The sequence below is a fragment of the Pseudomonas sp. SJZ078 genome (genome assembly GCF_007828255.1).
Lineage (GTDB): Bacteria > Pseudomonadota > Gammaproteobacteria > Pseudomonadales > Pseudomonadaceae > Aquipseudomonas.
The window spans coordinates 60,559-84,840 of sequence record NZ_VIUG01000019.1 but is presented as its reverse complement, the minus strand read 5'-3'; the positions used below and the strand labels follow the sequence as shown (position 1 = coordinate 84,840).

General features: G+C 62.1%; 25 protein-coding genes. 23 read left to right on the top strand and 2 right to left on the bottom strand.

The genetic code is table 11. The annotated features are described in order from the left end of the window. Positions 1-66 precede the first annotated feature (66 nt). The 11 genes from FBY02_RS17615 (at position 67) to FBY02_RS17565 (ending at position 9,223) form a co-directional block, all read left to right on the top strand. Positions 67-702 carry a MotA/TolQ/ExbB proton channel family protein gene (locus tag FBY02_RS17615; protein WP_053150108.1) on the top strand — a complete coding sequence of 212 codons (636 nt, stop codon included), beginning with the start codon at positions 67-69 and terminating at the stop codon, positions 700-702. Beyond that, positions 699-1,127, top strand: a complete 429-nt coding sequence (locus FBY02_RS17610) for a biopolymer transporter ExbD (protein WP_144929535.1) — start codon at positions 699-701, stop codon at positions 1,125-1,127. Before FBY02_RS17615 ends, FBY02_RS17610 begins: the two co-directional genes overlap by 4 nt. After that, positions 1,127-2,137, top strand: a complete 1,011-nt coding sequence (gene lpxK / locus FBY02_RS17605) for a tetraacyldisaccharide 4'-kinase (protein WP_144929534.1) — start codon at positions 1,127-1,129, stop codon at positions 2,135-2,137. Before FBY02_RS17610 ends, lpxK begins: the two co-directional genes overlap by 1 nt. 23 nt (positions 2,138-2,160) lie before the next feature. Then, a complete protein-coding gene (locus FBY02_RS17600; protein WP_003179363.1) occupies positions 2,161-2,346 on the top strand; it encodes a Trm112 family protein in 186 nt (61 codons plus the stop codon). Beyond that, entirely contained in the window at positions 2,343-3,107 is a 765-nt protein-coding gene (kdsB, locus tag FBY02_RS17595) for a 3-deoxy-manno-octulosonate cytidylyltransferase (RefSeq protein WP_047699069.1), read from the top strand. Before FBY02_RS17600 ends, kdsB begins: the two co-directional genes overlap by 4 nt. Beyond that, a complete protein-coding gene (locus tag FBY02_RS17590; protein WP_144929533.1) occupies positions 3,107-3,571 on the top strand; it encodes a low molecular weight protein-tyrosine-phosphatase in 465 nt (154 codons plus the stop codon). The genes kdsB and FBY02_RS17590 overlap by 1 nt, the downstream gene beginning before the upstream one ends. Continuing rightward, on the top strand, positions 3,568-4,587 hold the full coding sequence (murB, locus tag FBY02_RS17585; RefSeq protein WP_144929532.1) for a UDP-N-acetylmuramate dehydrogenase: 1,020 nt from the start codon (positions 3,568-3,570) through the stop codon (positions 4,585-4,587). The genes FBY02_RS17590 and murB overlap by 4 nt, the downstream gene beginning before the upstream one ends. Before the next feature lie 262 nt (positions 4,588-4,849). Further along, the gene (locus FBY02_RS17580) at positions 4,850-5,320 is read left to right on the top strand and encodes a (2Fe-2S)-binding protein (protein WP_144929531.1); all 471 of its coding nucleotides are present in this window, start codon (positions 4,850-4,852) and stop codon (positions 5,318-5,320) included. Next, positions 5,317-7,632, top strand: coding sequence for a xanthine dehydrogenase family protein molybdopterin-binding subunit (locus FBY02_RS17575; RefSeq protein WP_144929530.1), 2,316 nt, complete (start codon positions 5,317-5,319; stop codon positions 7,630-7,632). The genes FBY02_RS17580 and FBY02_RS17575 overlap by 4 nt, the downstream gene beginning before the upstream one ends. Continuing rightward, positions 7,632-8,603 (top strand): XdhC family protein, encoded by a 972-nt coding sequence (locus tag FBY02_RS17570; RefSeq protein ID WP_144929529.1) that lies wholly within the window; start codon positions 7,632-7,634, stop codon positions 8,601-8,603. Before FBY02_RS17575 ends, FBY02_RS17570 begins: the two co-directional genes overlap by 1 nt. Positions 8,604-8,623: 20 nt before the next feature. Next, on the top strand, positions 8,624-9,223 hold the full coding sequence (locus tag FBY02_RS17565; RefSeq protein ID WP_144929528.1) for an NTP transferase domain-containing protein: 600 nt from the start codon (positions 8,624-8,626) through the stop codon (positions 9,221-9,223). A 322-nt stretch (positions 9,224-9,545) separates the two neighbouring features. Here FBY02_RS17565 and rne read toward each other — a convergent pair whose 3' ends face one another. Further along, positions 9,546-12,734, bottom strand: coding sequence for a ribonuclease E (gene rne, locus FBY02_RS17560; protein ID WP_371921428.1), 3,189 nt, complete (start codon positions 12,732-12,734; stop codon positions 9,546-9,548). A gap of 698 nt (positions 12,735-13,432) precedes the next feature. On the opposite strand from rne, the gene rluC reads away from it, so the two are divergent. Genes rluC through FBY02_RS17545 form a run of 3 tightly spaced genes read left to right on the top strand, consistent with a single transcriptional unit; the run spans position 13,433 to position 16,051 of the window. Beyond that, entirely contained in the window at positions 13,433-14,389 is a 957-nt protein-coding gene (rluC, locus tag FBY02_RS17555; RefSeq protein WP_144929526.1) for a 23S rRNA pseudouridine(955/2504/2580) synthase RluC, read from the top strand. Beyond that, complete coding sequence (locus FBY02_RS17550) at positions 14,379-15,041, top strand: HAD-IA family hydrolase (protein WP_144929525.1); 663 nt, start codon at positions 14,379-14,381, stop codon at positions 15,039-15,041. Before rluC ends, FBY02_RS17550 begins: the two co-directional genes overlap by 11 nt. Positions 15,042-15,061: 20 nt before the next feature. Continuing rightward, positions 15,062-16,051 (top strand): S49 family peptidase, encoded by a 990-nt coding sequence (locus FBY02_RS17545; protein WP_144929524.1) that lies wholly within the window; start codon positions 15,062-15,064, stop codon positions 16,049-16,051. A 5-nt stretch (positions 16,052-16,056) separates the two neighbouring features. Here FBY02_RS17545 and FBY02_RS17540 read toward each other — a convergent pair whose 3' ends face one another. Continuing rightward, positions 16,057-16,635: a nucleoside triphosphate pyrophosphatase gene (locus FBY02_RS17540; RefSeq protein ID WP_144929523.1), complete on the bottom strand. Its 579-nt coding sequence runs from the start codon at positions 16,633-16,635 to the stop codon at positions 16,057-16,059. 266 nt (positions 16,636-16,901) lie between these two features. Here FBY02_RS17540 and FBY02_RS17535 point away from each other — a divergent pair, with 266 nt between their 5' ends. The 9 genes from FBY02_RS17535 to mltG all read left to right on the top strand — a co-directional run bounded on the left by FBY02_RS17535 (position 16,902) and on the right by mltG (position 24,265). After that, positions 16,902-17,429 carry a YceD family protein gene (locus FBY02_RS17535; RefSeq protein WP_003204262.1) on the top strand — a complete coding sequence of 176 codons (528 nt, stop codon included), beginning with the start codon at positions 16,902-16,904 and terminating at the stop codon, positions 17,427-17,429. Positions 17,430-17,442: 13 nt separating this feature from the next. Beyond that, entirely contained in the window at positions 17,443-17,625 is a 183-nt protein-coding gene (gene rpmF, locus FBY02_RS17530) for a 50S ribosomal protein L32 (protein WP_003179396.1), read from the top strand. A gap of 3 nt (positions 17,626-17,628) precedes the next feature. Further along, positions 17,629-18,639 carry a phosphate acyltransferase PlsX gene (gene plsX, locus FBY02_RS17525; protein WP_144929522.1) on the top strand — a complete coding sequence of 337 codons (1,011 nt, stop codon included), beginning with the start codon at positions 17,629-17,631 and terminating at the stop codon, positions 18,637-18,639. A gap of 169 nt (positions 18,640-18,808) precedes the next feature. Continuing rightward, positions 18,809-19,747 (top strand): ACP S-malonyltransferase, encoded by a 939-nt coding sequence (fabD, locus tag FBY02_RS17520; protein ID WP_144929521.1) that lies wholly within the window; start codon positions 18,809-18,811, stop codon positions 19,745-19,747. Between the two features lie 15 nt (positions 19,748-19,762). Beyond that, positions 19,763-20,506, top strand: a complete 744-nt coding sequence (fabG, locus tag FBY02_RS17515) for a 3-oxoacyl-ACP reductase FabG (RefSeq protein ID WP_047699095.1) — start codon at positions 19,763-19,765, stop codon at positions 20,504-20,506. A 190-nt stretch (positions 20,507-20,696) separates the two neighbouring features. After that, positions 20,697-20,933, top strand: coding sequence for an acyl carrier protein (gene acpP, locus FBY02_RS17510; RefSeq protein WP_047699097.1), 237 nt, complete (start codon positions 20,697-20,699; stop codon positions 20,931-20,933). A 108-nt stretch (positions 20,934-21,041) separates the two neighbouring features. Then, positions 21,042-22,286 carry a beta-ketoacyl-ACP synthase II gene (gene fabF, locus FBY02_RS17505; protein ID WP_047699099.1) on the top strand — a complete coding sequence of 415 codons (1,245 nt, stop codon included), beginning with the start codon at positions 21,042-21,044 and terminating at the stop codon, positions 22,284-22,286. Beyond that, positions 22,286-23,101, top strand: a complete 816-nt coding sequence (pabC, locus tag FBY02_RS17500) for an aminodeoxychorismate lyase (RefSeq protein ID WP_144929520.1) — start codon at positions 22,286-22,288, stop codon at positions 23,099-23,101. Before fabF ends, pabC begins: the two co-directional genes overlap by 1 nt. Positions 23,102-23,104: 3 nt before the next feature. Beyond that, complete coding sequence (mltG, locus tag FBY02_RS17495; RefSeq protein WP_144929519.1) at positions 23,105-24,265, top strand: endolytic transglycosylase MltG; 1,161 nt, start codon at positions 23,105-23,107, stop codon at positions 24,263-24,265. The last annotated feature ends 17 nt before the right edge of the window (positions 24,266-24,282 follow it).

Sequence of the window (24,282 nt, the reverse complement as noted above, 5' to 3'; positions counted from 1 at the left end):
CGGGGCGGGGCCTCCATGGCGAGTCTCTATGATAAAGTGGCGCACTTTTTCGAGGGGGCAGTCACTGTGTGGGAATTGGTCAAATCCGGCGGCTGGATGATGTTGCCGATCATTCTGAGTTCCATCGCGGCACTGGGTATCGTTGCCGAACGCCTGTGGACCCTGCGGGCCAGCCGCGTGACGCCGGAGCATTTGCTCGGGCAGGTCTGGGTCTGGATCAAGGACAAGCAACTGAACAAGGACAAGCTCAAGGAGCTTCGGGCCAGTTCGCCGTTGGGTGAAATCCTGGCGGCTGGCCTGGCGAACTCCAAACATGGTCGCGAAATCATGAAAGAGTGTATCGAAGAGGCCGCGGCACGGGTCATTCATGAGCTGGAGCGCTACATCAACGCCCTCGGCACCATCGCCGCCATGGCCCCGCTGCTGGGCCTGCTGGGTACGGTGCTGGGCATGATCGATATTTTCAGCGCCTTTACCGGGTCCGGCATGAGCACCAATGCCTCGGTGCTGGCCGGTGGTATCTCCAAGGCCCTGATCACCACCGCCGCTGGCCTGATGGTCGGAATTCCGTCGGTGTTCTTCCACCGGTTCCTGCAGCGCCGCGTCGATGAGCTGGTGGTGGGCATGGAGCAGGAAGCGATCAAGTTGGTCGAGGTGGTGCAGGGTGATCGTGACGTGGACCTGGCCGGGAGCAAGAAGTGAAATTCCGCCGCAAACCACGGGAAAACATCGAGATCAACCTCGCATCGTTGATCGACGTGGTGTTCATCCTGCTGCTGTTTTTCGTTGTGACCACCACTTTCACCCGGGAAACCCAGCTCAAGGTGGAATTGCCACAGGCGGTCAGCGGTTCGCCAGCCGAAGACCAGCAGTTGAAGAGTCTGGAAATCACCATCAACGCGCAAGGGTCGATTTCGGTGAACAACCAGCTCTTACCCAAGAGCGACCTGGCGACCCTGATCGAGGCGTTGCAGAAAGAGTCCGGCGGCGACACCAACCTGCCGCTGTCCATCAGCGCCGATGGCAAGACCCCCCATCAATCGGTCATCACTGCCATGGACGCCGCCGGCAAGCTCGGCTTCAGCCATCTGCGCATGACCACGGTCGAGGCGGCGCCCGCACCCTGATGGCCATGTCCGATCGATTGCTCGCCGCGTGGTATGACGGTCATCCGGCCCTGGCGTTGTTGCGGCCACTGGAGTGGCTGTACCGACGCGTGGTGGTCGGCAAGCGCCAGCGTTTCCTGGCAGGCGAGGGCGATATCTATCAGCCGCCCGTGCCGCTGGTGGTGGTGGGTAACATCACCGTGGGCGGCACCGGCAAGACGCCGATGATCCTGTGGATGATCCAGCACTGCCAGCGCTCTGGCCTGCGGGTTGGCGTGGTCAGCCGCGGCTATGGTGCCAAGCCGCCGCAGCTGCCGTGGCGAGTCGAGGCCGACCAGGGCGCCGGGATCGCCGGCGACGAGCCGTTGCTGATCGTGCAGCGCACCGGCGTGCCGCTGATGATCGACCCGGACCGCAGCCGCGCGGTCCAGGCGCTGCTGGCATCGGAACCGCTGGACCTGATCCTGTCCGATGATGGCATGCAGCATTACCGGCTGGCGCGCGACCTTGAGCTGGTGTTGATCGACAATGCCCGCGGCCTGGGCAATCGGCGTTGCCTGCCTGCCGGTCCGTTGCGCGAACCGGTCGAGCGCCTGCAGTCGGTGGATGCGGTGCTGTACAACGGCGCCAGTGCCGACCATGAAGACGGCTTCGCCTTCGAGCTGCGGCCCACCGCCCTGGTGAATCTGGCCAGTGGCGAACGACGCCCGCTCGACCATTTCCCGCCCGGCCAGGCCTTGCACGCCGTGGCCGGTATCGGCAATCCGCAACGTTTCTTCAAGGCCCTCGAAACGCTACACTGGCGGCCTGTACCGCACGGGTTCGCCGACCATGCCGAATACAGCGTCGAGGCCTTGAATTTCACACCGCCATTGCCGGTGGTCATGACGGAAAAGGACGCGGTCAAATGCCGTGCCTTCGCCGCGCCCGACTGGTGGTACCTGGCGGTGGACGCCGCGCCTTCACCGGCCTTCGAGGCCTGGTTCGATACGCAGTTGATGCGCCTGTTGCCGGATCGGCTATTACCTTAAGAACCTTATCCAGGGGAAATTCCATGGACACCAAACTGCTCGACATCCTGGCCTGCCCGGTTTGCAAAGGCCCGCTCAAGCTCAGCGCCGACAAGACCGAGCTGATCAGCAAGGGCGCCGGCCTGGCGTACCCGATCCGTGATGGCATCCCGGTGATGCTCGAAAGCGAAGCCCGGACCCTGACCACCGATGAGCGCCTGGATAAATGAGCGTCGCCTTCACCGTTGTGATCCCGTCGCGCTTCGCTTCGACGCGCTTGCCCGGTAAACCGCTGTTGTCGATCGCCGGCAAGCCGATGATCCAGCACGTATGGGAACAGGCCTGCAAGAGCAGCGCCCAGCGTGTGGTGGTGGCGACGGACGACCTGCGCATCGTCGAGGCCTGCGAGGGCTTTGGCGCCGAGGTGGTCATGACCCGCGAAGACCACAATTCCGGTACTGATCGCCTGGCGGAAGTCGCCGCGAAACTGGGCCTGGAACCCGACGCCATCGTGGTCAACGTACAGGGCGACGAGCCACTGATCCCGCCCAGCGTGATCGACCAGGTGGCGGCCAACCTGGCGGCCCATCCCGAAGCGCGCATGGCGACGCTGGCCGAGCCGATCAAGGATGTGCAGACGCTGTTCAACCCGAACGTGGTCAAGGTGATCAGCGATCTGAATGGCCTGGCGCTGACCTTCAGTCGCGCTACGTTGCCCTGGGCGCGAGATGCGTTCGCTCAAACCCGTGACGTCATGCCCGAAGGCGTGCCGTACCGTCGCCACATCGGCATCTATGCCTACCGCGCGGGGTTTCTCCAGGACTTCGTCGCCTGGGGCCCGTGCTGGTTGGAAAACACCGAGGCCCTGGAGCAGCTGCGCGCGCTCTGGCACGGTGTGCGGATCCATGTGGCCGATGCGTTGATTGCACCGCCAACCGGTGTCGACACGGTCGAAGACCTTGAGCGCGTCCGTCGCCTGCTGGAGGCCTGATGCGGGTTCTGTTCGTCTGCCTCGGCAACATCTGCCGCTCGCCCACCGCCGAAGGCATCCTGCGGCACAAACTGCGCGAGGCCGGGCTGTTCGGGCAGGTAGAAGTGGCCTCCGCCGGTACCGGTGACTGGCACGTGGGCAAGCCGCCGGATCAGCGCAGCCAGGCCGCTGCCTTGCGGCGCGGCTATGATTTGTCGGCCCAGCGTGCCCGGCAGGTCAGCCGCGCCGATTTCGCCGCCTATGACCTGATCCTGGCGATGGACAGCAGCAACCTGCGCAATCTCAAGGCTCTGCAGCCAGCCAACGGCCGGGCTGAACTGGACTTGTTCCTGCGCCGCTACGAGGCCGGCGTCGATGACGTGCCGGACCCGTACTATGACGGCGAGCAGGGTTTCGAACAGGTCCTGGACCTGATCGAATGCGCCACGGATCGCCTGGTGATCGAATTGAAGGGACGGCTATGAGCTTGCAGGTACAGGCCGGCGTCAGCCTCAAGCCTTTCAACAGTTTCGGCGTGGACGTCAGGGCCAGGTTGTTCGCCGAGGCCCACGAGGATGCACAGGTGCGCGAGGCGCTGGCCTACGCCGCCGGGCATGGGGTGCCGCTGCTGGTGATCGGTGGTGGCAGCAACCTGCTGCTCACTGGCGACATCGATGCCCTGGTGCTGCGCATGGTCAGTCGCGGGGTCCGCCTGCTGAGCGATGAGGGGGAACGGGTAGTGATCGAGGCCGAGGCCGGAGAGCCTTGGCATCCTTTCGTCCAGCACACGTTGGCGCAAGGCTGGGCGGGGCTGGAGAACCTCAGCCTGATCCCCGGTACGGTAGGCGCCGCGCCGATGCAGAACATCGGCGCCTATGGCGTGGAAATAAAGGACGTCTTTGCCGGGCTCACCGCCCTGGATCGCCATACCGGCGAGTTGCGGGATTTCACCCTCGAAGAATGCCGTTTTGCCTACCGTGATAGTCTGTTCAAGCAGCAGCCGGGTCGTTGGTTGATCCTACGGGTGCGCTTCGCCCTCAGCCGCGCCGCCCACCTGCATCTGGAATATGGCCCGGTCCGTCAACGGTTGACCGAACAGGGCATCGACCAACCGACGCCCATCGATGTCAGCCGGGCCATTTGCAGCATCCGCAGCGAAAAGTTGCCGGACCCGGCCGTGCTGGGCAATGCCGGCAGCTTCTTCAAGAATCCGCTGGTGCCGGCCACGCATGTCGCGCAACTCAAGCTGCAATACCCCGACCTGGTGGCTTATCCACAACCCGAGGGCCAGATGAAAATCGCCGCGGGCTGGTTGATCGAGCGTGCTGGCTGGAAGGGCTTTCGTGAGGGCGATGCTGGGGTGCATAAGTTGCAGGCGCTGGTGCTGGTCAACTATGGCGAGGCTACTGGCCTGCAACTGCTGGACCTGGCCCAGCGCATCCAGAAAGATATTGCCGAACGTTTCCAGGTTGATCTGGAAATGGAGCCCAACCGCTACTGAGCCAAGGTTCATCATGAACCGGGAACGCCCTGCACGAACCTCGCACAAGCATCATTTGTGCAGGATTGTGCAGGGCGTTTTGCTTGAACCTGGGTTAATTTAATCTGCTGACGATGCGACCATCGCATCGCGCAAGGCCCGATGCAGACGCCTGTGTCTACATAAGAGAGCCCTATCAGCCTGAGCCAGTCTGCGACACCGAACCGTTCTCCAAGCGGCAGATTGCTCGACCCCATAACTCGATAACTATGCGGGCGTGCCCATGATTACCCTGAAACTCAATGGACAAGACCATCAACTGGATGTGACCGAGGACATGCCGCTGCTGTGGGCTATCCGCGATGTCGCTGGGTACAACGGCACCAAATTCGGCTGCGGCATGGGCCTGTGCGGCGCGTGCACCATCCACATCGACGGCGCCCCGGCGCGCAGTTGCATCACGCCGATCGGCTCGGTGCAGGGGCAGAACGTCAGTACCATCGACGGGCTGCATGCCGACCCGGTGGGTCAGGTCGTGCAAAAGGCCTGGCTCGATACCGCCGTAGCCCAATGCGGCTACTGCCAGGGCGGGCAGATCATGTCCGCCACCGCATTGCTCAAGAACAACCCCAACCCGAGCGATGAGCAGATCGAGGAAGCCATGGTCGGCAATATCTGCCGTTGTGGCACGTATAACCGGATCAAGACTGCGATCCGCCAGGCGTCCACCCACCTGAAGGAGGCCAAGGCATGAGCCGTCTGCCCAATGATTTCGTGCTGAGCAATCTCAGTCGACGTGGCTTCCTCAAGGGTGCGAGCGCCACCGGCGTGCTGGTGCTGGCCGCCAGCTGGGGTCTGCCGGATGTTTTTGCCGAGGAAAAGAAATTCGGTGCCGAGGGCATGCCCCATGGCGCGGTCGACGACCCGAAGGTGTACGTGAGCATTGCCGCCGACGGCAGCGTGACGGTGATCTGCAACCGTTCGGAAATGGGCCAGGGTGTGCGCACCAGCCTCAGTATGGTCGTTGCCGATGAACTCGACGCCGACTGGGCATTGGTGAAGGTGCAGCAGGCACCTGCCGATGAGGCGCGTTTCGGCAACCAGGACACCGACGGTTCGCGCAGCATGCGCCACTGGTACGAACCGATGCGCCGTTGCGGCGCCGCAGCGCGGACCATGCTGGAGCAGGCCGCCGCGGCCCAATGGAACGTCCCGGTGGGTGAGTGCCATGCCCAGTTGCACAACGTGGTGCACCAGCCTTCCGGTCGGAAACTGGGTTACGGTGCATTGGCTGCTGCTGCCAGCGCCTTGCCGGTGCCGGCCCGTGACAGCTTGCGCCTCAAGCAACCCGCCGAGTTTCGCTACATCGGCAAGGAAGCGAGCCGGGCCATCGACGGTGCCGACGTCGTCAACGGTCGTGCCGTGTTCGGTGCCGATGTACATTTCGACGGCATGCTCTACGCCGTCGTGGCGCGTCCGCCGGTCTACGGGGGCAAGGTCAGGAGCGTGGACGACAGCGCCGCGCTGAAAGTACCGGGCGTGGTCAAGGTGGTGCAGATAGAAGGGCGTCCGTTGCCTTCGGAGTTCCAGCCCCTGGGTGGCGTGGCGGTAGTGGCGAAGAACACCTGGGCTGCAATCAAGGGGCGCGATGCGCTGAAAATCGAGTGGGACGACGGCCCGAATGCGGGGTATGACTCGGTCGCTTATCGCAAGGAGCTCGAGGCCGCGGCCCTCAAGCCCGGGAAAGTCCTGCGCAGCACTGGCGACCTCGATGATGCCCTGGCGAAGGCCGATTCGTCCCTGGAAGCCTCGTATTACCTGCCACACCTATCCCAGTCGCCGATGGAACCGATGGTGGCCATTGCCCGGTTCAAGGATGGCCAGTGCGAAGCCTGGGCACCGAGCCAGGCGCCACAGGTGACCCGTGAGCGCGTCGCCGAACGGTTGGGCATCCCGTTCGAAAAGGTCACGATCAATATTACGCTGCTGGGTGGCGGCTTTGGCCGCAAATCCAAGCCTGACTTCGTCGTCGAGGCCGCGGTGCTGGCCAAGGAGTTTGCGGGCCAGGCAATCCGGGTGCAATGGACCCGCGAGGATGACATTCATCACTCGTATTTCCACACCGTTTCGGCCGAATACCTCAAGGCCGGCTTGAACCGGGACGGGATGCCGTCCGGCTGGCTGCATCGCACCGTGGCCCCGAGTATCACCGCGCTGTTCGCGCCGAATATGGTTCATGAAGCACCGTTCGAAGTGGGCATGGGCGTGACCAACATGGCCTACGCCATTCCCAATCTGCGCCTGGAGAACCCGGAAGCGGTGGCCCACACTCGGGTGGGTTGGTACCGCTCGGTGTCGAACATCCCCCACGGTTTTGCCATCCAGAGCTTTATCGACGAACTGGCCCACAAGGCCGGTCAGGATCCGCTGCAATACCACCTCAAGTTGCTCGGCCCGGATCGTAAGATCGACCCGCGTACCTTGAATGAAGAGTGGAACTACGGTGAATCCCCCGAGCGCTATCCCATCGATACGGCGCGGATCCGTACCGTGCTGGAAACCGCTGCCAAGGTGGCCGGCTGGGGGCAGAAGCTGCCGAAGGGCCGTGGCCTCGGGCTGGCGGTGCATTACAGCTTCGTTACCTACGTGGCGGCCGCCATCGAGGTGGAGGTCAAGGAGGACGGTACGGTGATCGTGCACAAGGCCAATATTGCCGTCGACTGCGGTCCGCAGATCAACCCCGAGCGCATCCGCTCTCAGTTCGAAGGCGCCTGCGTCATGGGCCTGGGTAATGCGATGGTGGGGGAGATCAGCTTCAAGGATGGCAAGGTCCAGCAGGACAACTTCCACATGTACGAAGTGGCACGCATGTCCCTGGCGCCCAAGGAAGTGGCGGTACACCTGGTCACGCCGCCGGGCGAGGTGCCGTTGGGCGGTGTCGGCGAGCCAGGGGTGCCGCCGATTGCGCCGGCGCTGTGCAACGCCATTTTCGCAGCCACCGGCCAACGCATCCGCAACCTGCCGGTACGCTACCAGTTGCAGGGCTGGCAGCAGGCCAAGGCCTGATGGACAGCGTTGACCTGAACGTCCTGCGTAGCGTGCTGCAATGGCGCCGCGCCGGGCAGCGCGTGGTGTTGTTCACGGTGGTCCAGACGTGGGGCACCGCGCCGAGACCTCCGGGGGCGATGCTCGCCTTGCGCGAAGACGGCGTGGTGATCGGTTCGGTGTCGGGCGGTTGTGTCGAGGATGACCTGATCGCCCGGCTGCATGATGGCCGGATTCCGGCGGACGGGCCGCCGGTGCGGATGATCACCTACGGTGTCACCCGCGAGGAGGCAGCGCGCTTCGGCTTGCCCTGTGGCGGTACCTTGCGCCTGACGGAAGAGCGGGTCGGTGACCCACAATGGGTGGCCGACCTGTTGGAGCGTTGCGAAGCCCATCAGATTGTCGCCCGTGAGTTGAACATCGCCACCGGCCATGTGGCGTTGACGCCCGCCAGTAAGAGCGACGTGTTGGTTTTCGACAGCCGGACCCTGCGCGCTATCTACGGGCCGCGCTGGCGACTGCTGCTGATCGGTGCCGGGCAGTTGTCACGCTATGTGGCGGAAATGGCCCGGTTGCTGGACTTCGAAGTGCTGATCTGCGATCCGCGCAAGGAGTTCGTCTACGGTTGGGAAGAACAGCACGGCCGCTTCGTCTCGGGGATGCCCGATGAGGCGGTGTTGAATATCCAGACCGACGAGCGCACGGCAATCGTTGCCCTGACCCATGATCCGCGCCTGGACGACATGGCCTTGCTGACCGCCCTGGATTCCCCGGCTTTTTATGTGGGGGCCCTGGGATCGCGGGTCAACAGCCAGAAGCGCCGGGACAATCTGCTTCAGCTAGGCTTGTCAGCAGAGGCCATCGAGCGGCTGCACGGTCCTATCGGCCTGCACATCGGCAGCCACACTCCAGCGGAGATCGCCTTGTCGCTGCTGGCCGAGATCGTGGCCATCAAGAACGGCGTTGAGCTGCGGCAGAAGAAGCCGTTGTAACTCGTGGACGAGGAGGGCACATGGGTGAATCGATTGGCGTGATCATTCTCGCCGCTGGATCGGGCAGTCGTTTCCGGCAGGTTGCAGGTCCTGACAAGGATAAGTTGCTGGCCGACTGCACGGGACGCGACGGCGCTGTTCGTTCGGTGATCGAGCAGGTGCTGGTGAATCTGCCTGCATCGCTGGAAAAGCGCGTGTTGGTGACGAGCAGCGAACGGCCTCAGGTCATACGCATGGCCCAAGCCTACGGCTGCGATGTCGTGGAGTTGGATTCGCCGGGCCTGGGTGACAGCATTGCCTCCGGTGTCCAGGCCTGTCCGGACCTCTATGGATGGTTGATCGTGCTGGGCGACATGCCGTTCATCCTGCCGTCGAGCTATGAACAGGTGGCCGCCGGGATTCGTGAGAACGGCATCTATGTGCCAGTCCTTGCGGGTGAATACGGCCATCCCGTGGGCTTTGGCCGTGTCTTTGGCCCGAAATTGATGGCGCTTAGCGGTGATCAAGGCGCCAAGGTGCTTTTTGCCGGAGCACGAGTGGTCGAGATCGCCGTGGACGATCCCGGGGTGGTTTGGGATGTGGATGTGCCTGAGGCTTTGAGTTTCCAGCAACAACATTGATGGTGACTGGACCACCGCTATCGTCGGAACGCCGCCCGGAGCCGGCTCGCTCCCACAGGTTCTGCGGTGGGTGAGAATTTGTGATTGCCGAAAAATCCCCTGTGGGAGCGGGCTTGCTCGCGAAAACGGAGGCACTTTCAACATCAGTGCAAGCTGAATCACCGCGTTCGCGAGCAAGCCCGCTCCCACAGTGTTCCAAGGTGAATATCGACGCAGATCCCTTGTGGGAGCGAGCCTGCTCGCGATGGTGATCTCACATTTGAGCCAAAATAAAAAGCCCCGCCTGGCATCACCAGGCGGGGCTTTTTATTGAGCGATGGAATCAGGCGTGAGGTTTAGGCTCGTGCTCTTTTTCCAGGGCTTCAGTGTGACGCGGTGTGATTTCTTCGGCGAACGGTTGAGGTTCGTCGATCACCGGGGCCGATTCAACCGGAGTTGGCTCCGAAGCCGTTTCAGCGACCGGGGCAGGGGCTGCCTCGACCACTTCCACTGCTGGGGTCGGTGCGGCAGCGGACGCCTGGGCGGCAGCCTCTTCGGCTTCCTTCTGCAGACGCTCGGCTTCACGCTTGCGACGGCGCACTTCACGTGGATCGTTTGGAGCGCGGCCATTCGCGGTCAAGGCGCTGACGGGTGCAGGCTCCTCGACGGGAGCTGGTGCTTCGGCAACCACGGGTGCTTCGACCACTGGCGCTGGCTCGATCATCGCAGGTTCGGCTGCCTTGACGGGCTCTGGCGTCGGCTCTGGCTCGACCACCGGTGCCGGTGCGGCAGGTTCCGGGTTCCAGTTGAACGCGGTCTGCTCTTCACGCACAGGTGCCGGTGCCTTTTCCTCGGTGCCCGTTTCAACAGGCGTTTCAACGGCAGGTTTTGCGGTCACCGGCTGTTCGACGACCGGTGCAGGCTCGACGGCAGCTTCGGCTTCAGGCTGGGCTTCACGCGCCGGTGCAACTTCCACTTCTGGCGAAGCAGTCGCTTCTACCGGGGTAGTGGCTTCAACCACTGGCTTTTCAACCGGCGCATCTTCCACCGCAGCGGTCGCGCGTTCGGCCTGTTCATTGGCCTGGGCTTCGGCTGGAGCGCTGATGGTGCTGCTGGCAACGGCCGCAGTCACGGCCAGGCCGGCGGCCAGGTCTGCTGCGCTTGGAGCTTCGGTGGATTCGGACTCTTCCGAGCCTTCGATCACATTACCGTTGGCATCACGCTGGCGCTCACGACGGTTGCTGCGACGACGCTGGCCACGGGAGCGGCGGCGTGGACGATCGCCTTCGGCGTTGTCCTGGCCGTCTTCCTGCAGTTGCTCCTCGGCGTTCAGCACTTCTTCTTCGCTGGTGGCGGCGGCCTGCTCGGCGCGTGGTTGACGCTCTTCACGCGGAGGGCGCGGGGCGCGCTCTTCGCGAGGCTGGCGGGCCGGACGCTCTTCAGCGGTGGCGGCAGCGGCCGGGGCGGCATCCAGGGGCTCACGCAATTCGCGAACACGCTCTTCACGTTCGCCACGAGGCTTGCGTTCTTCACGCGGGGCGCGCGGTTGACGCTCTTCACGCGGTGGACGTGGTGCGCGCTCTTCGCGGGCTACGGTCGACACTTCCTCGCGGGCTTCGCGAGGTTGGCGCTCTTCACGCGGCTCACGTGGTGCGCGCTCTTCACGCGGCGCACGTTCTTCGCGTGGCTTGCGCTCTTCGTCACGACGACCGTTGCGGTTGCGGGTCTGCTGGCGACCGTTGCGGCGTTCTTCGTTGCGGGCAGGACGCTCGGTGGTGGCAGGCTTGGCGACCACGGCCGGTGCGGCAGGCTCTTCCTTGGTCGCGAACAGGCTGACCAGCGACTTCACCAGGCCCTTGAACAGGCTTGGCTCAGGCGCGGCGACCGGAGCGGGTGCCGGTGCCACGACTTCGGTCGGAACCGGAGCATTGGCGCGGGCCGGGGCGGTCTTCACGGCGGCTTCCTGGCGAACCAGGGTACGGGTGGCGGCAGCCGGCTGGATTTCTTCCACTTCGGCAGCGGCAGCGGCGATCTCGTAGCTGGACTGGTTGTTGTGGGCTTCCGGGCTGTCGTCGCGCAGGCGCTGGACTTCGAAGTGCGGCGTCTCGAGGTGATCGTTCGGCAGGATCACGATGCGAGCGCGGGTGCGCAGTTCGATCTTGGTGATCGAGTTGCGTTTCTCGTTGAGCAGGAACGCCGCCACCGGGATCGGCACCTGGGCGCGGACTTCGGCGGTGCGGTCTTTCAGGGCTTCTTCTTCGATCAGGCGCAGGATCGCCAGGGACAGCGACTCGACGTCACGGATGATGCCGGTGCCGTTGCAGCGTGGGCAGACGATGCCGCTGCTTTCGCCCAGGGATGGACGCAGGCGCTGACGGGACATTTCCAGCAGGCCGAAGCGCGAGATGCGACCGACCTGTACGCGGGCGCGGTCGGCTTCCAGGCACTCACGGACCTTTTCTTCCACGGCGCGCTGGTTCTTGGCCGGGGTCATGTCGATGAAGTCGATGACGATCAGGCCGCCGATGTCGCGCAGGCGCAACTGACGGGCGATTTCCTCGGCCGCTTCAAGGTTGGTCTGCAGAGCGGTTTCTTCGATGTCGCTGCCTTTGGTGGCGCGCGCCGAGTTGATGTCGATGGACACCAGGGCTTCGGTCGGGTCGATGACGATGGAGCCGCCGGACGGCAGTTCGACGACGCGCTGGAAGGCGGTCTCGATCTGGCTTTCGATCTGGAAGCGGTTGAACAGCGGAACGCTGTCTTCGTAGAGCTTGATCTTGCTGGCGTACTGCGGCATCACCTGGCGAATGAAGGTCAGGGCTTCGTCCTGGGCTTCGACGCTGTCGATCAGCACTTCGCCGATGTCCTGGCGCAGGTAATCGCGAATGGCGCGGATGATGACGTTGCTTTCCTGGTAGATCAGGAACGGCGCGGAACGATCCAGCGAGGCTTCCTTGATGGCCGTCCAGAGCTGCAGCAGGTAGTCGAGGTCCCACTGCATTTCTTCGCTGCTGCGGCCAAGGCCGGCAGTGCGCACGATCAGGCCCATGTCGGCCGGGGCAACCAGGCCGTTGAGGGCTTCGCGCAGTTCGTTGCGCTCTTCGCCTTCGATGCGGCGGGAGATGCCGCCGGCACGCGGGTTGTTCGGCATCAGGACCAGGTAACGGCCGGCCAGGCTGATGAAGGTGGTCAGGGCGGCGCCCTTGTTGCCACGTTCTTCCTTTTCGACCTGGACGATGACTTCCTGGCCTTCGCTCAGGACGTCCTTGATGTTGACGCGGCCTTCAGGGGCTTTCTTGAAGTATTCGCGGGAGATTTCTTTGAGGGGCAGGAAGCCGTGGCGCTCGGAGCCGAAATCGACAAAGGCAGCCTCAAGGCTTGGTTCGATGCGAGTAATCCGGCCTTTATAGATGTTGGCCTTCTTCTGCTCGCGTGCACCGGATTCGATATCCAGGTCGTAGAGGCGCTGGCCGTCTACCAGTGCAACACGCAACTCTTCGGGTTGAGTTGCGTTAATCAGCATTCTTTTCATGTAGTACCGTCGGTTTCCGGGCTGCCGGAAACGGCGTTCGGCACACACGACTTCTCACGGTCGGTGTCAGGTGCGTCATGGAAGTGGCTGACCACTCCAGTGTCCAGCGAGTTCGGCCCAATGATGGCGAAGTCGCGACGGACGCGTCCTGCTTGCTGGTACTCAAGCACTCAGTCAGGAGGAGGAATCAACCGGCGTCTGTGGACGAGATGAAGCGTCTGAAACAAGCCTAGTGCTACACAGTCCGACGGTTGTACATCTCCACCCTACACGTATCCCTGATAATTCGGGTGCTGCCGCGCGCAGAATCCGCAGCGGGTTGGCATTTACCGTGAGCTCCGGAAAGGGGAGGTCACGCATCATGGCTAAATTAGGCGTTGTTTCCGAAGCTCTCGCCCGGGGTCGTTCGCAACTGACTGCACTTTGTGAACTGGCCGTGAATGTGGCACGCAAGGGCGAGTGAAAACTCTGCTTTGCGGCGTATTTCAGGCCTCATGTCACCTGCGCTCGTTACACCTGCTAACTCACCGAATCGTGGCAAAAGCCCCGTAGGACGGCCTCTCGTCCTCGTGAATTGCGTTGGTCAGGGCCGGTTTTTGACCGCTGGTCCGCTGTCCAGCCACTTTTGGCGGCGTTCGCGACTATAGCAGCAATGATTAAGTGCTTCAATTCCATAAAAAATTGTTATCATCGCCGCCATGACGACTACTGCCCCTTCGACCCCGAGCGTTCAACTGCTCGAGGTCTCGCCGGAATATGCCGGCCAACGAATCGATAACTTCCTTCTCGCCCGGCTCAAGGGCGTGCCCAAGACCTTGATTTATCGCATTTTGCGCAAGGGCGAGGTGCGGGTGAACAAAGGCCGGATCAAGCCGGAGTACAAGCTCCAGGCGGGCGATATCGTGCGTGTGCCGCCGGTTCGCGTGCCCGAGCGCGATGAGCCGGTGCCGGTTGCCCAGGGGCTGCTGCAGCGCCTGGAAGAGTCGATCATCTACGAAGACAAAGCGCTGATTGTGATCAACAAGCCCGCAGGCATTGCGGTTCATGGCGGCAGCGGCCTGGATTTCGGCGTGATCGAAGCCTTTCGTCAGTTGCGTCCGGATGCCAAGGAGCTGGAACTGGTCCACCGCCTGGACCGTGACACCTCCGGCCTGCTGATGATCGCCAAGAAGCGCAGCATGTTGCGCCATCTGCACGAGCAATTGCGCGGTGATGGCGTCGACAAGCGCTATATGGCGCTGGTGCGGGGGCATTGGGCAACGTCCATCAAGCAGGTCCGCGCGCCGTTGCTCAAGAGCAACCTGCGTTCCGGCGAGCGCATGGTCGAAGTCAACGACGAAGGCAAGGATGCGCTCACCGTGTTCAAGGTGCTGCGCCGCTTCGGCGACTTCGCCACCATGGTCGAGGCCAAGCCGGTGACCGGTCGTACCCACCAGATTCGTGTCCATACCTTGCATGCCGGCCATTGCATCGCCGGTGACCCCAAATACGGGGACGACGATTTCACTCGGGAGATCCGGGATCTGGGCGGAAAACGCCTGTTTCTGCATGCCTATATGCTCACGGTTCCGCTGCCCGATGGAGGTGAACTGAAGTTGCAGGCACCCGTGGACGCCATGTGGGCCAAGACTGTGGAGCGATTGAGTGCACCCTGACTATAAGCTCCTGATCTTCGATTGGGACGGCACCCTGGCCGATTCAATTGGTCGGATCGTGGAGTCGATGCATGTCGCGTCCGATCGTACGGGTTTTGCCAGGCGCGATGACTTCGCGGTAAAAGGCATCATCGGTCTCGGATTGCCGGAGGCGATTCGCAGCCTGTATCCAGAGATCGATGACGAGGCGCTGGTGGTTTTTCGCCAGCATTACGCCGACCACTACATTGCGCTGGAGGCTGAGCCGTCGCCGTTGTTCGAGGGCGTGGCCGATACGCTCGGGACGTTGCGGGCGGAGGGCTATCACCTGGCTGTTGCTACCGGGAAGGCCCGTCGCGGACTGGATCGGGTGCTGAAGGCTCATGGTTGGGATGATTATTTCGATATCACCCGCGCCGCCGATGAGACCGCCAGCAAGCCGCACCCGCTGATGCTCGAGCAGATCCTGGCGCATTGCGAGGTGCGCCCGGAGCAGGCACTGATGGTGGGGGACTCGTCGTTCGATCTGCAAATGGCCCGTAATGCCGGCATGGGCTCGGTAGCTGTCAGCTACGGCGCGCAGACAATCGAGGCCCTGAAGGCATTCGAGCCGCGACTGGCGATCGACCATTTTCCTGAATTGCACGCTTGGCTGAGCCGGCACACCGATTAATTTTGTTGAAGGATGCAAGTATGACCGATGAATGGAAGGCACCGGCCAAGGCAAGCGCTGACAACGGTGACGACAAGAGCTGGAAGTTGCTGGAAAAGACCTTGATGGCCGGAGTGGAGGAGCAGCGTCGTGCGCGTCGCTGGGGAATCTTCTTCAAGTGCCTGGTCTTTATTTATCTTTTCGTCGGGCTGGGGGTCATCATCCAGGCGATTGATATGAAGAAGAATCCCGGTACCGGTTCGGCCTACACGGCGGTGATCGATATCGAGGGCATGATCGCGGACAAGGAGGCGGCGAGCGCAGACAATATTATCGGTAGCCTGCGGGCCGCGTTCGAGGATTCGAAAGTCAAAGGGGTGGTGCTGCGCATCAACAGTCCGGGCGGCAGCCCGGTGCAGGCGGGCTACGTCTATGACGAGATCGTTCGCCTGCGCGCGGCGCATCCGGATATCAAGGTCTATGCGGTGATTGCCGACCTTGGTGCCTCCGGTGCCTATTATATTGCCAGCGCGGCGGATCAGATGTATGCCGACAAGGCCAGCCTGGTAGGGTCCATTGGCGTGACCGCGGCCGGTTATGGCTTCGTCGAGACCTTGGACAAGCTCGGTATCGAGCGTCGGGTCTACACCGCCGGTGAGCATAAGTCGTTCCTCGATCCTTTCCAGCCGCAGAAGCCGGAAGAAATCGCTTTCTGGCAGGGTGTGCTCGATACGACCCACAAGCAGTTCATCGCCAGCGTCAAGAAGGGCCGGGGTGACCGGCTCAAGGACAAGGACCATCCGGAACTGTTCTCCGGTCTGGTCTGGTCCGGAGAGCAGGCCTTGTCCCTGGGCTTGATCGATGGCTTGGGCAGTGCCAGTTCGGTGGCGCGGGATGTGATCGGCGAGAAGGAGTTGGTGGACTTCACCGTCGAAGAGTCGCCGCTCGACCGGTTCTCGAAGAAGCTGGGGGCGAGCATCGCTGAGCGCCTGGCGATGTGGATGGGGTTCCAGGGCCCGGCATTGCGCTAACCCGCTCAGGGTATTTGCACGCCCTCCGCCAGCAACATATCCACGAGGCGGATCAAGGGCAGGCCGATCAGGCTGGTGGCGTCGGGGCCTTCGGTGCTCTGGAACAGGCTCACCCCCAGGCCTTCGGCCTTGAAGCTGCCAGCGCAGTCATAAGGCTGTTCGATCCGCAGGTAGCGCTCGACCCGTTCCGGGTCGAGCGTGCGCATGTTGACGGTAAAAGGTACGCAATCGACCTGGCAGGCGCCGGTCTGGCTGTTGAGCAGCGCCAGGCCGGTCAGGAACGTGATCTGGGCTCCGCTGGCGGCCAGCAGTTGTTCCCGGGCATTTTCGAATGTATGAGGTTTGCCCAGGATGCGCTGGCCGAGCACGGCCACCTGGTCCGAGCCGATGATCAGGTGGGCCGGATGGCTGTCGGCCAGGGCCAGGGCTTTTTCCCGGGCCAGGCGTTCTACCAGGGTCCGGGCAGGCTCGCCGGGTCGATGGCTTTCGTCGATAGCCGGCGAGCGGCAGACGAATGGTAGCCCCAGGCGGGCGAGCAATTCCCGCCGGTAGACCGAGCTGGAGGCAAGTAATAAAGGCAGCATGGGCATCTCCAAAAGTCAGGGGCGAATTCTAGCGTCCTGTCTCGGAAATAAGCTGTTCATTTTTGGCGGCGTCTTGGGTGCCCGGCGGCGTTGCCACTGCTCGCCAGAGCCCTGCCATGACTCGTCGCGGCGCCTTGGCCGAACACCCAAGCCACTCGCCAAAAGAGAACGTATTTCCGAGACAGGACGCTAGCGAGGCGTGCAAGTGACGGGCAGGGCTGAATTTCCTTTGACATGGGCGGGTGCATCCCTATAATGCTGCGCCTATGTTGAATGACCCGATTCCACCTCACGTTGACCCGCGCAAATTGGCTGATCGCGGCACCACCCTTCAAGGTGAGCTGCTGCTGGCCGATTTGAAGAGACTCTGCGACCCGCTTTCCGATGATGTCGGTACGGTCCAGGCCAAATTCGTTTTTGAACGAGATGAACGTAAATCTGTGGTGATCCACAGCTTTATCGACACTGAAGTCAAAATGGTTTGCCAGCGTTGTCTTGAGCTGGTCACCCTGCCGATCCACAGCGAATGCAGTTACGCCGTGGTGAAGGAGGGTGCGAATACCCAGTCGTTGCCGAAAGGTTATGACGTGCTGGAACTGGGCGAAGATCCATTGGATCTGCAGTCACTGATCGAGGAGGAGCTTCTGCTCGCCTTGCCCATTGTGCCTGCTCATCATCCGGAAGAATGCCAGCAGCCGGCGGGAGCAGATGAGCCCGAACCGAGCGAGGACGAGGTAACGCGGTCCAACCCGTTCAGTGTATTGGCGCAGTTAAAGCGTGACCCAAACGTTTAGGAGTTAATCAATTATGGCTGTTCAGCAGAACAAAAAATCCCGCTCTGCCCGTGACATGCGCCGTTCGCACGACGCTCTCGAGGCTAGCACCCTGTCTGTAGAAAAAACCACCGGTGAAGTTCACCTGCGTCACCACGTATCGCCAGAAGGCGTATACCGTGGTCGTAAAGTGATCGACAAGGGCGCTGACGAGTAATCCTTGTCCGCTCAAGTCATTGCAATTGACGCAATGGGCGGGGACTTCGGTCCCCGCAGCATTGTTCAGGCCAGCCTTGCTTGCCTGAATGCAACACCCTCGCTGCACCTGACCCTCGTCGGTCAACCCTCTCTTCTTGAAGAAATGCTCAGCGGCCAGACGGCTGCGGATCGCGCGCGCCTGACGATTACCCCGGCGTCCGAAGTCATCACCATGGATGAAAAGCCGGCCCAGGCCTTGCGCAGCAAGCCTGATGCGTCGATGCGGGTGGCCCTTGAGCTGCTGCGCGACGACAAGGTCCAGGCCTGCGTCAGTGCCGGGAATACCGGGGCGCTGATGGCGCTGTCGCGCTACGTGCTCAAGACCCTGCCGGGCATCGACCGGCCTGCGATGGTCGCGGCAATCCCGACCCGAACGGGTTTTTGCCAGTTGCTGGACCTGGGGGCCAATGTCGATTGCAGCGCCGAGCACCTGCTGCAATTTGCGGTGATGGGCTCGGTGGCGGCTGAAACCCTCGGTATCGCGCGCCCTCGCGTGGCGCTGCTGAACATCGGAACCGAAGATATCAAGGGTAATCAGCAGGTCAAGCTGGCTGCCACGTTGTTGCAGGGCGCCAGGGGAATCAACTACATCGGTTTTGTCGAGGGCGACGGTGTGTACCGGGGCGAGGCGGACGTGGTGGTGTGTGACGGCTTCGTCGGCAACATCCTGCTCAAGTCCAGCGAAGGCCTGGCAACCATGATCGGCGAGCGGATCGAGCGCCTGTTCCGGCAGAGCCTGGCTTCGAGGATGGTGGGGGCCCTGGCGTTACCCTTGATGCGTCGCCTGCAGGCGGACCTGGCGCCGGCACGGCATAACGGGGCCAGTTTTCTCGGGCTGCAGGGTATTGTGATCAAGAGTCATGGTTCGGCCGGTGTGCAGGGCTTTCAAAGCGCTATCAACCGGGCCGTGATCGAAATCCAGGAAAACCTGCCCGAGCGCCTCCATGGTCGCCTCGAAGATTTGTTAACTTAGGCGTTTTCGTCCGACAATGCTTAAATGTGACCGGTCGGTTCAACCCGCCATCCAACTGTCAGTTTCCTAGGGTTGGTACGAAAAGTCGCGCAGGCACTTTTCGTACAAAGCCTAGCGTCCCCAAGGGGCGTCAATTTTTGACAACAAGATCATTAGGGGCTTTGTTTTCATGTCTGCTTCCCTCGCATTCGTCTTTCCAGGACAGGGCTCGCAGTCCCTCGGCATGCTGGCCGAACTGGGCGCGCAATACCCGCTGATCCTCGAAACATTCAAAGAAGCGTCCGATGCACTCGGCTATGACTTGTGGGCATTGACCCAGCAAGGGCCCGAAGAGCAGCTCAATCAAACCGATAAAACCCAACCGGCCATCCTGACCGCCTCGGTCGCCCTCTGGCGCCTGTGGCTGGCAGAAGGTGGCGCGCGCCCGGCCTTCGTTGCCGGTCATAGCCTGGGGGAATACAGTGCCCTCGTGGCTGCGGGCAGCCTGAGCCTGGGCGACGCGGTGAAACTGGTGGAGCGTCGTGGCCAGTTAATGCAGGAGGCTGTTCCGGCCGGGCAGGGCGGCATGGCCGCGATCCTTGGCCTGGACGATGCCGACGTGCTGGCAGCCTGTGCCGAGGCGGCCCAGGGTGAAGTGGTCAGTGCAGTGAACTTCAACTCCCCGGGCCAGGTCGTGATCGCCGGCGCCAAGGCGGCAGTCGAGCGTGCCATCGAAGGCTGCAAGGCCCGTGGTGCCAAGCGCGCCATGCCGTTGCCGGTCAGCGTACCGTCGCACTGTGAGTTGATGCGTCCTGCCGCCGAGCGCTTCGCCGAGTCCATTGCCGCCATTGACTGGCAGGCACCGCAGATTCCCGTAGTGCAGAACGTCAGCGCCGATGTGGCGCCGGACCTCGGGACCCTCAAGCGCGACCTGCTGGAACAGCTCTACAAGCCGGTTCGCTGGGTCGAATCAGTGCAGACCCTGGCGGCCAAGGGCGCGACCGAGCTGGTCGAGTGTGGCCCTGGCAAGGTGCTGGCCGGTCTGAACAAACGCTGCGCCGAAGGCGTGTCGACTTCCAACCTCAACACCCCAGACGCTTTCGCTGCCGCCCGTGCAGCGCAGGCCTGAACAGGAGAAGCTTGCATGAGTCTGCAAGGTAAAGTTGCACTGGTGACCGGTGCAAGCCGCGGCATCGGCCAGGCCATTGCCCTGGAACTGGGCCGTCAAGGCGCCATCGTTGTCGGCACCGCGACTTCCGCTTCGGGCGCCGAGCGTATCGCCGCGACCCTGAAGGAAAACGGTATTCAAGGCACGGGTCTTGAGCTGAACGTCACCAGCGACGAGTCCGTTGCGGCGGTATTGGCCAGCATCCAGGAGCAGTTCGGTGTCCCGGCTATCCTGGTCAATAATGCCGGTATCACTCGTGATAACCTCATGATGCGCATGAAAGATGATGAATGGTTCGACGTGGTCGACACCAACCTGAACAGTCTGTACCGGCTGTCCAAGGGCGTCCTGCGCGGCATGACCAAGGCCCGTTGGGGCCGGATCATCAGCATCGGTTCGGTTGTGGGTGCCATGGGCAACGCCGGCCAAGTAAACTATGCTGCGGCCAAGGCCGGTCTGGAAGGTTTCAGCCGTGCACTGGCGCGTGAAGTGGGTTCGCGCTCGATTACGGTAAACTCGGTCGCACCGGGTTTCATCGACACCGACATGACCCGCGAATTGCCGGAAGCACAGCGTGAGGCCTTGTTGACACAAATTCCGCTGGGGCGCCTGGGGCAGGCTGAAGAGATCGCGTCCGTGGTCGCTTTTCTTGCATCCGACGCTGCGGCATACGTGACTGGGGCTACAATCCCGGTGAACGGCGGGATGTACATGAGTTAAATGTGACGGATTGCTTCAAAAAAATGTCATACGAGCTGTCTAAAATCCGTTATAAAGCTGCAACTTATTTATAGACAGCGGGCCGTCAGGGTTCGAAGGGAAAGCTTTCGGTTGAAAAATCGAAAAGCCTTTCTATACACTTACCCACCGGCCAGTTGCCTGAATTGTCCATTAGGAGTGAAAACAAGGTATGAGCACCATCGAAGAGCGCGTCAAGAAAATCGTTGCCGAGCAACTGGGCGTTAAGGAAGATGAAGTCAAGAATGAAGCATCTTTCGTTGAAGACCTGGGTGCCGACTCCCTTGACACCGTTGAGCTGGTGATGGCTCTGGAAGAGGAATTCGAGACCGAAATCCCTGACGAAGAAGCTGAAAAAATCACTACTGTTCAGCTGGCTATCGACTACGTAAACAAGCACCAAGGCTGATTGTTTCCAGTCGTTGCTTGCTGTCATGGAAAAACCGCACTGCCGTCACGGCGTGCGGTTTTTTCTTTAGGTCTGATGAAAAGTCGTCATTAGAAAAAGGAGAGTGCTGTGTCGCGTAGACGCGTCGTAGTCACCGGTATGGGTATGTTGTCGCCACTGGGCACGGATGTGCCGAGCAGTTGGCAGGGCATTCTGGCTGGCCGTAGTGGCATTGGTCTGATCGAACACACCGACCTTTCTGCCTATTCCACCCGTTTTGGCGGCTCGGTAAAGGGCTTCAATGTCGAGGAATATCTGTCGGTCAAGGAAGCCCGCAAGCTCGACCTGTTCATCCAGTACGGCTTGGCTGCTGGTTTTCAGGCGGTGCGTAACGCCGGCCTGGAAGTCACCGATGCCAACCGTGAACGCATCGGCGTGGCCATGGGATCGGGTATTGGCGGCTTGACCAATATCGAAGAAACCAGCCGCACGCTGCACGATTCGGGACCGCGACGGATTTCTCCATTCTTCGTGCCGGGCTCGATCATCAATATGATTTCCGGTTTCCTGTCCATCCACCTGGGGGCACAGGGACCCAACTACGCCATTGCCACGGCATGTACCACGGGTACCCACTGCATCGGCATGGCGGCGCGCAACATCATGTACGACGAAGCCGACGTGATGATCGCCGGCGGCGCCGAGATGGCGGCGTGTGGCCTCGGTATGGGCGGCTTTGGGGCTTCCCGTGCCCTGTCGACCCGCAACGACGAGCCGACCCGTGCCAGCCGGCCTTGGGACAAGGGGCGCGATGGCTTCGTGCTGTCCGACGGTGCCGGTGCGCTGGTACTCGAGGAGCTGGAGCATGCCAAGGCACGTGGCGCGACCATCTATGCCGAACTGGTTGGCTTTGGTACCAGCGGTGATGCGTATCACATGACTTCACCGCCGGCCGATGGCGCCGGTGCTGCCCGCTGCATCGCCAATGCCCTGCGTGACGCCAAGGTCAACAGCGAGCAAGTGCAATACATCAACGCCCATGGCACTTCGACCCCGGCCGGCGACCTCGCCGAAGCCCAGGCGATCAAGACCGTGTTCGGCGAACATGCCTACAAACTGGCTGTCAGCTCGACCAAGTCGATGACCGGTCACCTGCTGGGCGCCGCGGGCGCGGTGGAAGCGATCTTCAGCGTGCTGGCGATCAACAGCCAGGTTGCGCCGCCGACCATCAACCTCGACGAGCCGGACGAAGGTTGCGACCTGGACTTCGTTCCGCACACCGCCCGGGGCATGGACATCGATGTGGTGCTGTCCAACTCCTTCGGCTTTGGCGGCACCAACGGCTCGCTGGTGTTCCGCCGGTTTGCCGGTTGATGGAAAGCTGGGTCGACGGTCAGCCGGCTGACGTTCTGTCACTGAAGGATCGCGGCCTGGCCTATGGCGATGGGTTGTTCGAAACCATCGCCGTGCGCAATGGCGAACCGGTGTTGCTGGAACGTCATCTGCGGCGGCTCGAGCTGGGTTGCCAGCGGTTGGCGCTCAATCTCGACAACGGCGCATTGCGCGCGGAACTGAACGCCTACGCGCAACGCCTGGGTGACGGCGTGCTGAAGCTGATCGTGACCCGTGGCGACAGCTTGCGCGGCTACGCCGCCGCCCCCTCGGCTCGGGTGCGGCGCATCCTGCAAGGGAATCCGCCGGCTGCCTACCCTGCTGCCCATGCCGAGCAGGGCGTTGCCCTGTTTCCTTGTGCCACTCGCTTGTCCGAGCAGCCGTTGCTGGCGGGCCTCAAACACCTCAATCGTCTTGAACAGGTCATGGCTCGCGCCGAGTGGAGCGATTCGGAGCACGCCGAAGGCCTGATGCTGGATACGTCCGGGCGGGTGATCGAAGGGGTCTTCAGCAACCTGTTTATCGTGCGCGATGACGTGTTGATAACGGCTGACCTGAGCCGGTGCGGCGTGGCTGGCGTGATGCGTGCCGAATTATTGTTTCAGGCCGAGTCACAGGGCATCGCCACGCAAGTGACCGATATCCGCCTCGAGCAGCTGCAGCAGGCCGATGAGGTCTTTGTCTGCAACAGCGTGTATGGCGTGTGGCCGGTACGCGCATGCGGTTCGATGCGCTGGTCGGCCGGGCCGCTCACCCGTAAACTGCAGACCCTTGCCCGCGCGTTATTGGATGTTTGATTCGTGAGACGTAAATTCTTGCTGTTGCTGGAAACCGGCCTGGTTCTGGCAGGGCTGCTGTGGGGCGCTTCGGCCTGGAAAATTCATTCGGCATTGCAACAGCCGTTGAACATCACCCAGGAAGAACTGCTGGAGATTCCCAACGGGACCACTCCGACCAAGACCCTCTATCGCCTCGAGGCCGACGGCCTGATCAGGGACGCGTTCTGGCTGAGAGTGTATTGGCGCTTCAATCTCGCCGGCCAGCCCCTGCATTCCGGTGAGTACCGGATGGTGCCGGGCATGACCATGGAAAACCTGATCGGCGTATGGAAACGCGGCGAGGTGGTGCAGTACAGCGTGACGCTGGTGGAAGGCTGGAATTTCCGCCAGGTCCGTGCGGCGCTGGCCAAGGATGAAAAACTCCAGCAGACCCTCACTGGCCTCAGCGACAGCGAGGTGATGGATCGGCTGGGCCATTCCGGTGTATTCCCCGAAGGACGGTTTTTCCCGGATACCTATCGCTTCGTGCGCGGGACGTCTGACGTCGATCTGCTGAACAAGGCCTATGGTCGGCTTGAAGACGTGCTGGCCAAGGAATGGGCCGAGCGTGCTGCCGATGTGCCTTACACCCAGCCCTACCAGGCGCTGATCATGGCCTCCCTGGTGGAAAAGGAAACCGGTGTACCGCAGGAACGCAGTCAGATCGCCGGTGTGTTCGTGCGTCGCCTGCGCATGGGCATGCTGTTGCAGACCGACCCCACGGTGATCTACGGCCTGGGTGAACGCTACACCGGCAAACTCACCCGCGCCCATTTGAAAGAAGAGAATCCCTACAACACCTACATGGTCCCTGGGCTACCGCCGACGCCGATTGCGATGGTGGGGCGCGAGGCGATTCACGCCGCGTTGAACCCGGCTTCGGGCAACAGCCTGTACTTTGTTGCGCGCGGGGATGGCAGCCACGTGTTTTCCGACAACCTGGATGAGCACAACAACGCAGTGCGCGAATACCAGCTCAAGCGTCGCGCCGACTATCGCTCCAGCCCGGCTCCGGCTACGCTGGACGACTCGGCGCCGATTCCCGCTGCCTCGCCCGATACGGCTCCCGAAGCCCTGCCCCAGGTGCAACCCGAGAAGCCCGCTCCCGAACCGAATGCTGACGAGCTCCCGAGCCCGCAATGACTCTGATTAAGGACTGC

What these genes read in the sequence shown, in the direction of transcription:
- lpxK (WP_144929534.1), top strand. Translation starts at nt 1,127, where the DNA reads ATGGCCATGTCCGATCGATTGCTCGCCGCGTGGTATGACGGTCATCCG.
- FBY02_RS17600 (WP_003179363.1), top strand. Translation starts at nt 2,161, where the DNA reads ATGGACACCAAACTGCTCGACATCCTGGCCTGCCCGGTTTGCAAAGGC.
- kdsB (WP_047699069.1), top strand. Translation starts at nt 2,343, where the DNA reads ATGAGCGTCGCCTTCACCGTTGTGATCCCGTCGCGCTTCGCTTCGACG.
- FBY02_RS17590 (WP_144929533.1), top strand. Translation starts at nt 3,107, where the DNA reads ATGCGGGTTCTGTTCGTCTGCCTCGGCAACATCTGCCGCTCGCCCACC.
- murB (WP_144929532.1), top strand. Translation starts at nt 3,568, where the DNA reads ATGAGCTTGCAGGTACAGGCCGGCGTCAGCCTCAAGCCTTTCAACAGT.
- FBY02_RS17580 (WP_144929531.1), top strand. Translation starts at nt 4,850, where the DNA reads ATGATTACCCTGAAACTCAATGGACAAGACCATCAACTGGATGTGACC.
- FBY02_RS17575 (WP_144929530.1), top strand. Translation starts at nt 5,317, where the DNA reads ATGAGCCGTCTGCCCAATGATTTCGTGCTGAGCAATCTCAGTCGACGT.
- FBY02_RS17570 (WP_144929529.1), top strand. Translation starts at nt 7,632, where the DNA reads ATGGACAGCGTTGACCTGAACGTCCTGCGTAGCGTGCTGCAATGGCGC.
- FBY02_RS17565 (WP_144929528.1), top strand. Translation starts at nt 8,624, where the DNA reads ATGGGTGAATCGATTGGCGTGATCATTCTCGCCGCTGGATCGGGCAGT.
- rne (WP_371921428.1), bottom strand. Translation starts at nt 12,734, where the DNA reads ATGAAAAGAATGCTGATTAACGCAACTCAACCCGAAGAGTTGCGTGTT.
- rluC (WP_144929526.1), top strand. Translation starts at nt 13,433, where the DNA reads ATGACGACTACTGCCCCTTCGACCCCGAGCGTTCAACTGCTCGAGGTC.
- FBY02_RS17545 (WP_144929524.1), top strand. Translation starts at nt 15,062, where the DNA reads ATGACCGATGAATGGAAGGCACCGGCCAAGGCAAGCGCTGACAACGGT.
- FBY02_RS17540 (WP_144929523.1), bottom strand. Translation starts at nt 16,635, where the DNA reads ATGCTGCCTTTATTACTTGCCTCCAGCTCGGTCTACCGGCGGGAATTG.
- FBY02_RS17535 (WP_003204262.1), top strand. Translation starts at nt 16,902, where the DNA reads ATGTTGAATGACCCGATTCCACCTCACGTTGACCCGCGCAAATTGGCT.
- rpmF (WP_003179396.1), top strand. Translation starts at nt 17,443, where the DNA reads ATGGCTGTTCAGCAGAACAAAAAATCCCGCTCTGCCCGTGACATGCGC.
- fabD (WP_144929521.1), top strand. Translation starts at nt 18,809, where the DNA reads ATGTCTGCTTCCCTCGCATTCGTCTTTCCAGGACAGGGCTCGCAGTCC.
- fabG (WP_047699095.1), top strand. Translation starts at nt 19,763, where the DNA reads ATGAGTCTGCAAGGTAAAGTTGCACTGGTGACCGGTGCAAGCCGCGGC.
- acpP (WP_047699097.1), top strand. Translation starts at nt 20,697, where the DNA reads ATGAGCACCATCGAAGAGCGCGTCAAGAAAATCGTTGCCGAGCAACTG.
- pabC (WP_144929520.1), top strand. Translation starts at nt 22,286, where the DNA reads ATGGAAAGCTGGGTCGACGGTCAGCCGGCTGACGTTCTGTCACTGAAG.